This is a genomic window from Helicobacter winghamensis ATCC BAA-430 (assembly GCF_028751035.1).
Taxonomy (GTDB): domain Bacteria; phylum Campylobacterota; class Campylobacteria; order Campylobacterales; family Helicobacteraceae; genus Helicobacter_D; species Helicobacter_D winghamensis.
Map to the genome: position 1 here is coordinate 177,170 of NZ_CP063533.1, position 9,918 is coordinate 187,087.

A 9,918-nucleotide genomic window follows, 5' to 3' on the forward strand; every position below is an offset into this window, starting at 1 on the left:
TATATGCTTACTCTGCCACGGCGCAAGCTCTAGTTTCGCGGATAACGCTAACCTTCACTTCGCCCGGATACTGCACGCTAGATTCTATATCCTTTGCGATGTCTTTAGCTAAGAGATAGGCTTCATCATCATTAATGTCTTCGGATTTTACAATCACGCGCACTTCACGCCCAGAGTTAATTGCATAAGCGTGCAAAACGCCCATTTTAGAAGTAGCGATTTTTTCAATTTCGCTCACGCGCCTTAGATAGTTTTCTAGCACTTCGCGCCTTGCTCCGGGACGTGCTGCTGATAGTGCATCTGCTGCACAGACAGCTGCTGCTTCAACACTTTTAATCTCTTCATTGCCGTGGTGAGAGAGAATTGCATTTAAAACCACAGAGGGTTCATTGTATCGTCGTGCAATTTCTGCTCCAAGCTCTACATGGGTGCCTTTAAATTCATGTGTGCGAGATTTGCCTATATCATGGAGCAATCCTGCCCTTGTTGCAAGCAAGCAATCCCCACCGAGCTCAGCAGCAATAATACCAGCAAGGTTGGCAACTTCTAAGGAATGTGCGAGTGCATTTTGTCCATAACTTGCGCGATAACGAAGCCTACCAATGAGTTTTTTGACTTCTGGATGGATTCCATTAATGCCTAGATCTAACACTACTTGTTCGCCTTCTTTGTAAATGCTTTCTTCAAATTCATTGAAGCATTTTTGATAAATTTCTTCAATGCGTGCAGGTTGGATTCTGCCATCTTCCAGCAAGCGATTTATTGTTTCTACTGCAATCGCGCGGCGGTAGAGATTGTGTGAGCTTACAATAATCACATTTGGCGTATCATCAATGATAATATCCACGCCACAAATCATTTCTAAAGTTTTAATATTGCGCCCTTCTTTTCCTATAATGCGTGCTTTTAGGTCATCGCTTGGCAAGACAATACTTTGGATTAAGCGCTCCGCTGCAAACTCTCCTGCAAAGCGTGAAGTTGCCATGGCTAAGATATAGTTTGCTTTTTCTTTGGCTTCTTGTTTTGCCTGTGTTTCTTGCTCTCTAATAATTCTTGCAGCTTCTAGTTTGGATTCTTCTTTTATGTGTTCTAAAAACATTTGTTTAGCTTCATTTTTGGTGAGATTTGCCACTTTTGAGAGAGTTTGTGTAAGTCCTTCAAGCTTAGTGTTATAAGCTGTCTTTAGTCTTTTAAGGGATTCTTGTTCTTCAAAAAGTGCATTGCGATCTTTGCTTAACAAATGTTTTTCATGTTCAATCTTGCATACTTCCTTTTCTAGGCGTTGAGATTGCGCCAACTTTTCTTTTTCAAAGAGCAAGAGATTTGCTTCGTGTTCTTTGAAAAGCCTATTGCTTTCTTTGTCAGCATTTAGCTTGGCTTCTAGCTCAATATCCTTTGCCTTAATTTTAGATTCTTGGAGTAATTTTTCTGCTTCATATTCTATTGCTTTTGCTTTAGCATTTGCTTGTTCTATTTGGACTTCTAGTTTTGCGCGTGAGAGTTTGCGTGAAATAAGATAGCTACCTCCGCCGGCGACTAGAGCGGAGAGAATAGAGCTTGTAAGAACCCATATTACCATTATTAATATCCTTAAATTTTAGGCTGGCAAAAGGAGAAATAAAACAATCTGCTTGTAAATCATAAGGCTGTGTAATTGCGCATTGCGCTAGATTTAATGCACGGCATATAAAAATTGTTTGTGGTTTTGTCTTTAAAGTGCTAAAAAATCTATCATACATTCCTTTGCCAAATCCTATGCGTTTAAATGTTTTATCAATTCCAATCACAGGGACAATTGCATAATCAAGTTTTGAGATTTTAAAGGATGAATTACTAGGTTCATAAACTCCAAAAGCCCTTTTTTGTATTGGAAGTCTGTATTTTACAATTTTAAAACTGATACCCTGCATAAAAGGTAAAAAAATTTGCACCTTTTTTTTTCTTTTGTAAATGTATAAAAGTTTTTTGCTGTTAAATTCTATGGGTAAAGGATAGTAAAACAAAAGATTAACAGGTTGTTTCCCTTTGTGTTTAGAAAGTAGGCGTTCAAGCTCTGTTTTTAGAGCATTTTGGATTCTGTAATCTAGCCGCAATGTGTTATTTTGGTGTGAAATTTTTGTAAGATTGTCTTTAAAAACTTTGCGATAATTTGCCTTTAAATCAGACATTTTTTCTCTTTGTAAAAGTGTAAAATAGCGTAAAAAACACGCCACATTGTAGCAAAAATAACAAAAAGTGCATAAGATAAATTTGCGATTCCTTTTGTGTGATATTGTTGGAATCTAAAATCGCATAAAACACAAAAGCCATTCCGAGTCCTATTAAATAGCCGATTTGTTTGCGTTTATCAAGCCAAGATAACACAGATTTTTTTGCAAAAATAAGTGTTTCAGCTCGTCCTAAATAATCCCCAAAAATAAAGGTGATTTGATACAGGCAATACACCAAAATCGCCCCAAAAAATGTGTTTGGAAAGAGCAAATACGCTAAAATATAGCAAAAAGGAATCAACTCAATGCCTAAGAGAATCACTTTATAGGGCTTTTCTTTTAGGATTTTTGCATAAAAAAAGGTCAAAATCCAAGCTCCAAGTGCAAGTGTGATTCCGCCCATGGAGTAGATTTTAGGATTTAAGGGAGCATAGATAATAAACACACTTCCCAAAGAACAGCCCAAAAACAGAGCATTTAAAAGCTTATATAAAAGATAGAATCGTAAATGTATCGTGCGCATTACCAAGTGTATTTCACGCCCCCACCAAAGGTGCGTTCAAACTCATAAGGATAATACGCACTACTTACAATAATAGCATTTTTGTGATTTGTAAGATTATTTACATACGCATACACTTCAAAATCTTTAAAGGTATAACTTGCACTAAGATTTAGACTTTGGTAATTTGGTGATTTGCCTTGTGTGTTGTCAAAGTCGTTGTAATCATACATTTTTGAGCCATATTTATAATGCACGCCTAGATTAAGGTTTGTTAGTGGCAAGTAATTTAGGCTTGCGGTAAATGTGTGTTTAGAAACGCCCGGAATTTCCTTGCCATCAAACTCGGCACTTTTAATTTTGGATTCCACATAGGCATAGCTTAGCTTAGAGTAGAGCAATGAGCTATATTGTGTAGTAAATTTCATCTCTCCGCCAATTCTTTGGGTTTTGCCTAAGCTTTGGTTTGCACTAACCCCTGTAAGTTTGCTAAATCCAAAAAAGGCTTCATCTTTACCTTGAATGATAAAAGCATTTGCGCCGATGGTATGGATTCCAAAGATTCCTTTTGTGCCAATTTGATAAGTATCAAAGGTGGCGACATCAAGGTAAGGATTAGCAACAGGCGTGAAGTTTATGGGGTCATAATACAATAGCCAATCCACATTTGGGACATTAAAACTTCGCGCATAGGACGCAAAAAGTGAGATTTGGCTATTAAGTGCGTAATTATAGCCTAGCTCTCCGCCAAAGAGATTGTGTTGCTTGCTATAAATATCGCTTTGCTTTGTGATAACGCGCTGTGTTGAAACGCCGGCATTAAAGGTGGAATCGCCAATGTATTTTTCGCCATTAAGATATAAAAGTAGCGATTCTACTTCTGCTTTTTGTCCTGAATTTTCGCGTTCATTTGCGCGCATTGCTCCGCCAAATTCTACAAAAAAGGAATCGTTTTTAAAATGTGAGTTAAAATCCCCAAAAACTCCCTTGCCCTCGTATTTGGAATCAAAATTGACATAACGGCTTGCGTTGCGACTTCCGCCAAGATTAACATCTGTTACAATACCCAAGTCACTAAAGCTTGTAAAGCCGGTAGAATAGGTTAAGTCCCAGCGTTTTTGGTGTGTGTGTCCATTGCCCGGAAGTGTCGGGTCGCTTTCAAAGGCTTCTTTAGAGATGGGGTTTGCGTATTTGATTCCGTATTTTGCGTAGCTTAGGTTTGCTTTTAAAAGCAAATCATTGCTAGGGTAGAAAAACGCTGTGATTCCACCATTTTTGTTATAGCTTCCGCTTTTTTCATCGCTAAGATCGTTTAGATAACGCTCCCCTTGTGTGTGTTGATATTGTCCATATGCTCCAATGTTCAAAGTATCTTTAACAGCGCGTGTGAAAAATTGTGAATTTAGCGTTCCATAGCTTCCATAGCTTAGGTTGAGCGTGCCACCACTTTTGCGCGTTGTTGTGATTTTTAAGATTCCACTTACCGCGCCACTTCCATACTTTGTTGTGCCTTTTCCGCGGATAATTTCTATTTTTTGGATAGAATCTAGCGGAATGCTACTAAGTGAAACAGCGGCGGAATCTATGTTTTCAAATAAGATTCCATCTACAACAATGGCAAGGTTCTTATGCCCGTTTTGCCCAAAGCCACGCAGATCAATGTTTTGTGTGTAAGGGTTGCCATAGTTAGAGCGGATTGTGAGTAGAGAATTTGTATTTAAGAAGTCGTAGATATTTTGAGCATTAGAGAGTGTAATGCTCTGTGCGTCAAACTCTTCTTTAAAATCCGTATTCTCCACAAACTCTTCGGCGTGGATTACAGAAAGTTTAAGATCCTTATTTATGGAATCTGATTTTTCAAACAATGCGGTATTTTGACTTTGCGCAAGTAATGCAGTATTAAGTGCCAAAATCGCCGCAAGGGAAAAATACTTCTTTCTAAATCCCTTTGGATAAAGATTTCTGTGGTTTTTTTTTTCATTTATAATAACTCCTTTCGTCAGTCTTCCAAACTAAATCCACAACAAAAGATTAGAATCCAAATTTAGATTCCAACTTTGATTGCCTATAACAATAAAGGATTAGGAATAGAGTCTCCAACAGAGCAAATTATATAACAAATTTTTAAAAAGTATTGACAATGTTAGCAAAAAAGAGTAGAATTCCAACTCATTTTTAATTTTTAAAAATGTGCTGGCGTAGCTCAGTTGGTAGAGCAGCTGCCTTGTAAGCAGCAGGCCGGGGGTTCGAGTCCCTTTGCCAGCTCCATAGAATTTACTAAATTTTTCAGTGTTTGACCAGTTTTAATAATTTTTGGGGTGAGATACTCAAGTGGCCAACGAGGGCAGACTGTAAATCTGCTGTTTCTGACTTCCGTGGTTCGAATCCACGTCTCACCACCATAGCCATGCGGGAGTAGCTCAGTTGGCTAGAGCATCAGCCTTCCAAGCTGAGGGTCGCGGGTTCGAGCCCCGTTTCCCGCTCCATACTGGGAGCTGATTCTACATTTTTCTTTATCAGCGAAACACTTCTTTATTTGGATAAATTTTTATATTTTTGGAATTTTTTTGCCCATATAGCTCAGTGGCAGAGCACTTCCTTGGTAAGGAAGAGGCCGGCGGTTCAATCCCGCTTATGGGCTCCAGTTTTTCAAGGGTTGCATAATTGTAAGTGTGTAAATTGTGCAAAAGTTATGATGGAATTGTAGAAAATGTACGATTCTTAATTTTAAAATTGGTAAAAATAGTGTAGAATATCTGCTATTTTAAACTTAAAATTTTAGGAGAGGCTTATGGCTAAGGAAAAATTTAACAGAGGAAACAAACCTCACGTAAATGTTGGGACAATTGGGCATGTTGACCATGGTAAAACAACTCTAAGTGCTGCAATTTCTGCTGTTCTATCGCAAAAAGGTTTGGCAGAGTTGAAAGACTATGATAACATTGATAATGCTCCAGAAGAAAAAGAGCGCGGTATTACAATTGCAACTTCTCACATTGAGTATGAAACAGAAAAAAGACACTATGCGCATGTAGATTGCCCTGGACACGCTGACTATGTTAAAAACATGATCACAGGTGCCGCACAAATGGATGGAGCAATTCTTGTTGTTTCAGCAGCAGATGGTCCTATGCCACAGACAAGAGAGCATATTCTACTTTCTCGTCAAGTTGGTGTTCCTTACATTGTAGTGTTTATGAATAAGCAAGATATGGTAGATGATCCTGAGTTATTGGAGCTTGTAGAAATGGAAATTAGAGAATTGCTATCAAGCTATGAATTCCCAGGTGATGATACTCCAATTGTTGCAGGTTCTGCGCTTAAAGCTTTAGAAGAAGCAAAAGCGGGTAATCTAGGTGAGTGGAGTGAAAAAATTATGAAACTCATGGATGCAGTTGATGAGTATATTCCAACTCCAGTGCGTGAAACAGACAAGACTTTCTTGATGCCAATTGAAGATGTATTCTCAATTGCTGGTCGTGGAACAGTTGTTACAGGAAGAATTGAAAGAGGTATCGTAAAAGTTGGTGATGAAATCGAAATCGTTGGAATTCGTGATACACAAAAAACAACAGTAACTGGCGTTGAGATGTTTAGAAAAGAACTTGATCAAGGGGAAGCTGGAGACAATGTGGGTGTACTTTTAAGAGGTACAAAGAAAGAAGAAGTAGAAAGAGGTATGGTTCTTTGTAAGCCAGGTTCAATTACTCCACACAGAAAGTTTGAAGGTGAAATCTATGTTCTTTCAAAAGACGAAGGTGGAAGACATACTCCATTCTTTAATGGATATAGACCACAATTCTATGTAAGAACAACAGATATCACAGGCTCTATCCAATTGCCAGATGGGGTAGAGATGGTAATGCCAGGTGATAACATTAAAATTACAGTTGAGCTAATCAACCCAATTGCACTTGAAGATGGAACACGCTTTGCGATTCGTGAAGGTGGTAGAACTGTTGGTGCGGGTGTTGTTACTAAGATTATTGAGTAGGCATAACAATGGCTAAAGGTAATCGTGTAAAAATTGGACTTAAATGTTCTGAGTGTGGTGATATTAATTATAGCACAATGAAAAATGCTAAAACCACAACAGAAAAACTGGAGCTTAAAAAGTTCTGCCCAAGACTAAACAAACATACAATTCACAAAGAAGTTAAATTGAAAAGCTAAGGGTTGCTCCCTTAGCTAACATTATATTTATAGGTCAGTAGCTCCAATGGTAGAGCGTCGGTCTCCAAAACCGAGTGATGGGGGTTCGAGTCCCTCCTGGCCTGCCATTTTGGAATAAAGAGAGACAAATTTAGCAATGAAAAGACTAATTACCTATTATAGACTATCCAAAGAAGAATTATCCAAAGTTATTTTTCCTACAAAAGAACAAGTAAGAAATGCTTTTATTTCCGTGATTCTTGTTGTAACGGTTATTGCTCTATTTTTGGCATTGGTAGATTTCATTCTTGGTAGTTTTGTTTCTAGTATTTTATAAGTTAGGATTTGTTTATGGCGTTGTATTGGTATGCGATTCAAACATATTTTGGCAGCGAACAAGCTGTGAAGCGTGGAATTGAGAATCTCGTAAGAGAGCACCACTTAGAGGAGAGAATTACAGATATTGTTGTTCCCACAGAAGATATTATTGAAGTCAAAAACAATAAGAAAAAAATCAGTGAGCGCAGTCTTTATCCCGGATATGTTTTTGTGAAAGTCGATTTAGATACAGCTTTGTGGCATACCATTCAATCTTTACCTAAGGTAAGCCGTTTTATTGGGGAATCCAAAAAACCGACACCATTAAGTGAGGCAGATATTAATCATATTATTGAAAAGGTGCAAAATCGTGCAGCTCCAAAGCCAAAAATTATTTTTGAGGCAGGAGAGGTTGTAAGAATTATTGAAGGTCCTTTTGCTAATTTTACAGGAATTGTTGAAGAATATGATATGGAACATAGAAAGTTAAAACTTAATGTTTCAATTTTTGGTCGTAGTACACCTATTGAGATACTTTATTCACAAGTGGAAAAAATAGTTTAATAACTAAAAACAAGGATAAGTTATGGCAAAGAAAATTATTGGCGAACTTAAGCTTCAAATCCCGGCAGGGAAAGCAAATCCATCTCCTCCTGTAGGTCCAGCGCTAGGTCAACGTGGTGTGAATATTATGGAATTTTGTAAAGCTTTCAATGAAAAAACAAAAGATATGGGAAATTTTAATATTCCAGTTATCATCACTGTTTATCAAGATAAGAGTTTTACATTTATTACAAAAAAACCGCCTGTAACAGATTTGATTAAAAAAGCTGCTGGAATTCAAAAAGGTTCAGATAATCCTTTGAAGAACAAAGTGGGTAAATTAACAAAAGCTCAAGTTTTAGATATCGTAAAAACTAAAATGGACGATTTGAACGCTAATACAGAAGAAGCGGCGATTAAGATTGTTGAGGGAAGTGCTCGTAGTATGGGCATTGAAGTTGTAGATTAAAAAGACGCGTTGGAGTATAGAAATGGCAAAAAAATTAACAAAAAGAATGCAAAATCTTCTTAATAAAGTAGATTGCACAAAAATATACGATATTACAACCGCTTCTGCAATGGTTAAGTCTTTAGCATCGGCTAAGTTTGACGAAACGGTTGAAGTTGCGTTAAGTTTAGGTGTAGATCCAAGACATGCCGATCAAATGATCCGTGGTGCTGTTGTGTTGCCAAATGGAACAGGGAAGAGTGTACGCGTAGCTGTTTTTGCAAAAGGAGCAAAAGCTGATGAAGCAAGAGCGGCAGGAGCTGATGTTGTTGGTGATGATGATTTGGCAGATCAAATCAAAAATGGTGATTTGAATTTTGATATGGTTATCGCTACACCGGATATGATGGCTTTGGTTGGTAAAGTTGGTAGAATCTTAGGTCCAAAGGGCTTAATGCCGAACCCAAAAACAGGCACTGTTACAATGGAAATTTCAAAAGCTGTAAGCAATGCTAAGAGTGGTCAAGTGAATTATCGTGTTGATAAAAAAGGTATTATCCATGCTCCAGTGGGCAAGGCAAGTTTTGATGCAAAAAAACTTGAAGAAAATATCATTGCACTTGTTAAAAATATCAATAAACAAAAACCAGCAAGTGCAAAAGGAAAATATATTAAAAATGCGACCTTAGCACTAACAATGAGCCCATCTTTAACATTAGATGCGCAAGAACTCATTGATATGAAATAATTTATTCTTGTTTTTATCTTAGACTAATGACTATAGGGGCTTTTAGCTTAAAATTTACCCTATATAAGTTTTTCGTCTGAAAGGAGGTTAATGATGACAAAAGCAGAAAAAACTGCTCTAATTGAGAATTTAACTGCTGAATTTAAAGCTTCAAATGCAATTATTGTTTGTGATTATAAGGGCTTGACTGTTAAAGAGTTGGAATCCTTAAGAGCAAACGCAAGAGAACAAAACGCAAAGGTTCAGGTTATTAAGAATACGCTTGCATCTATCGCGCTAAAAAATTCTAGCATCGAAGGATTAGAGTTAAAAGAAAATAATATTTTTGTTTGGAGTGAAGATCAAATCTCTCTAGCGAAAGTAATTAGTAAGTTTTCAAGTTCTGTGGGTGGCAAGTTGGTAATTAAAACAGGTTGCCTTGAAGGCGAAGTTGTGGATGCAAAACATATTGAAGCTGTTTCAAAACTTCCATCTAAAGAAGAGCTTATTGGTATGTTGTTGTCCGTTTGGACTGCTCCTGCTCGTTATTTTGTTACAGGGTTGGATAATTTACGCAAAGAAAAAGAAGCACAATAAAATTAGGAGAAAATTATGGCAATTTCAAAAGAAGATGTATTAGAGTATATCGGTAATCTTTCAGTTATGGAGCTTTCAGAGCTTGTAAAAGCTTTTGAAGAAAAATTTGGTGTATCTGCAGCTCCAACAGTTGTTGCAGGTGCTGTTGCTGGTGGTGGAGCGGCTGCTTCTGAAGAAAAAACTGAGTTTGATATTATTCTTACAGATAGCGGTGATAAGAAAATCAATGTTATTAAAGTCGTAAGAGAAGTAACAGGACTTGGGTTAAAAGAAGCAAAAGATGCAGTTGAAAAAACTCCATTTACAGTTAAAGAAGGCGTTAAGAAAGAAGACGCTGATGCAATCAAAGCAAAATTTGAAGAAGCTGGTGCAAAAGTCGATATTAAATAATTTTTGGGGGCTTTATGTCCCCATTTTCATT

Annotated in this window: 12 protein-coding genes and 5 tRNA genes; 13 read left to right on the plus strand and 4 right to left on the minus strand. The window is 37.3% G+C overall.

Annotated elements, in window-relative coordinates:
* Positions 1-7: 7 nt before the first annotated feature.
* The 4 genes from rny to IP358_RS00925 are packed head-to-tail and all read right to left on the minus strand — an operon-like array spanning position 8 to position 4,622.
* Positions 8-1,579 (minus strand): ribonuclease Y, encoded by a 1,572-nt coding sequence (gene rny, locus IP358_RS00910; RefSeq protein WP_006802150.1) that lies wholly within the window; start codon positions 1,577-1,579, stop codon positions 8-10.
* On the minus strand, positions 1,521-2,168 hold the full coding sequence (locus IP358_RS00915) for a 5-formyltetrahydrofolate cyclo-ligase (protein ID WP_083781374.1): 648 nt from the start codon (positions 2,166-2,168) through the stop codon (positions 1,521-1,523). Before IP358_RS00915 ends, rny begins: the two co-directional genes overlap by 59 nt.
* Positions 2,161-2,733, minus strand: a complete 573-nt coding sequence (locus tag IP358_RS00920; RefSeq protein WP_006802148.1) for a hypothetical protein — start codon at positions 2,731-2,733, stop codon at positions 2,161-2,163. Before IP358_RS00920 ends, IP358_RS00915 begins: the two co-directional genes overlap by 8 nt.
* Positions 2,733-4,622, minus strand: coding sequence for a TonB-dependent receptor (locus IP358_RS00925; RefSeq protein ID WP_248613358.1), 1,890 nt, complete (start codon positions 4,620-4,622; stop codon positions 2,733-2,735). The genes IP358_RS00920 and IP358_RS00925 overlap by 1 nt, the downstream gene beginning before the upstream one ends.
* A 282-nt stretch (positions 4,623-4,904) precedes the next feature.
* Here IP358_RS00925 and IP358_RS00930 point away from each other — a divergent pair.
* The 13 genes from IP358_RS00930 (at position 4,905) to rplL (ending at position 9,887) form a co-directional block, all read left to right on the plus strand.
* Positions 4,905-4,980: transfer RNA gene (locus IP358_RS00930), tRNA-Thr, on the plus strand.
* 49 nt (positions 4,981-5,029) lie between these two features.
* Positions 5,030-5,114: transfer RNA gene (locus IP358_RS00935), tRNA-Tyr, on the plus strand.
* Positions 5,115-5,121: 7 nt separating this feature from the next.
* Positions 5,122-5,198: transfer RNA gene (locus tag IP358_RS00940), tRNA-Gly, on the plus strand.
* Positions 5,199-5,281: 83 nt separating this feature from the next.
* Positions 5,282-5,356, plus strand: a tRNA-Thr gene (locus tag IP358_RS00945).
* Between the two features lie 147 nt (positions 5,357-5,503).
* On the plus strand, positions 5,504-6,706 hold the full coding sequence (gene tuf / locus IP358_RS00950; RefSeq protein ID WP_006802146.1) for an elongation factor Tu: 1,203 nt from the start codon (positions 5,504-5,506) through the stop codon (positions 6,704-6,706).
* An 8-nt stretch (positions 6,707-6,714) separates the two neighbouring features.
* Positions 6,715-6,885 (plus strand): 50S ribosomal protein L33, encoded by a 171-nt coding sequence (gene rpmG, locus IP358_RS00955; RefSeq protein WP_006802145.1) that lies wholly within the window; start codon positions 6,715-6,717, stop codon positions 6,883-6,885.
* A 31-nt stretch (positions 6,886-6,916) separates the two neighbouring features.
* Positions 6,917-6,992 (plus strand) — tRNA-Trp (locus IP358_RS00960).
* Positions 6,993-7,021: 29 nt separating this feature from the next.
* Positions 7,022-7,201 (plus strand): preprotein translocase subunit SecE, encoded by a 180-nt coding sequence (gene secE / locus IP358_RS00965; RefSeq protein WP_006802144.1) that lies wholly within the window; start codon positions 7,022-7,024, stop codon positions 7,199-7,201.
* Between the two features lie 20 nt (positions 7,202-7,221).
* Positions 7,222-7,746: a transcription termination/antitermination protein NusG gene (gene nusG / locus IP358_RS00970; RefSeq protein WP_180322705.1), complete on the plus strand. Its 525-nt coding sequence runs from the start codon at positions 7,222-7,224 to the stop codon at positions 7,744-7,746.
* Positions 7,747-7,768: 22 nt separating this feature from the next.
* Complete coding sequence (rplK, locus tag IP358_RS00975; protein ID WP_006802142.1) at positions 7,769-8,194, plus strand: 50S ribosomal protein L11; 426 nt, start codon at positions 7,769-7,771, stop codon at positions 8,192-8,194.
* Positions 8,195-8,216: 22 nt separating this feature from the next.
* Entirely contained in the window at positions 8,217-8,921 is a 705-nt protein-coding gene (gene rplA / locus IP358_RS00980; RefSeq protein ID WP_006802141.1) for a 50S ribosomal protein L1, read from the plus strand.
* A gap of 93 nt (positions 8,922-9,014) precedes the next feature.
* Positions 9,015-9,497, plus strand: coding sequence for a 50S ribosomal protein L10 (gene rplJ / locus IP358_RS00985; RefSeq protein ID WP_006802140.1), 483 nt, complete (start codon positions 9,015-9,017; stop codon positions 9,495-9,497).
* A gap of 15 nt (positions 9,498-9,512) precedes the next feature.
* Complete coding sequence (rplL, locus tag IP358_RS00990; RefSeq protein ID WP_006802139.1) at positions 9,513-9,887, plus strand: 50S ribosomal protein L7/L12; 375 nt, start codon at positions 9,513-9,515, stop codon at positions 9,885-9,887.
* Positions 9,888-9,918 lie beyond the last annotated feature (31 nt).

Coding starts and splice junctions, on each gene's coding strand:
- rplJ (WP_006802140.1), top strand. CDS start 9,015: ATGACAAAAGCAGAAAAAACTGCTCTAATTGAGAATTTAACTGCTGAA.
- IP358_RS00920 (WP_006802148.1), bottom strand. CDS start 2,733: ATGCGCACGATACATTTACGATTCTATCTTTTATATAAGCTTTTAAAT.
- rplL (WP_006802139.1), top strand. CDS start 9,513: ATGGCAATTTCAAAAGAAGATGTATTAGAGTATATCGGTAATCTTTCA.
- tuf (WP_006802146.1), top strand. CDS start 5,504: ATGGCTAAGGAAAAATTTAACAGAGGAAACAAACCTCACGTAAATGTT.
- rplA (WP_006802141.1), top strand. CDS start 8,217: ATGGCAAAAAAATTAACAAAAAGAATGCAAAATCTTCTTAATAAAGTA.
- secE (WP_006802144.1), top strand. CDS start 7,022: ATGAAAAGACTAATTACCTATTATAGACTATCCAAAGAAGAATTATCC.
- rpmG (WP_006802145.1), top strand. CDS start 6,715: ATGGCTAAAGGTAATCGTGTAAAAATTGGACTTAAATGTTCTGAGTGT.
- rny (WP_006802150.1), bottom strand. CDS start 1,579: ATGGTAATATGGGTTCTTACAAGCTCTATTCTCTCCGCTCTAGTCGCC.
- rplK (WP_006802142.1), top strand. CDS start 7,769: ATGGCAAAGAAAATTATTGGCGAACTTAAGCTTCAAATCCCGGCAGGG.
- IP358_RS00915 (WP_083781374.1), bottom strand. CDS start 2,168: ATGTCTGATTTAAAGGCAAATTATCGCAAAGTTTTTAAAGACAATCTT.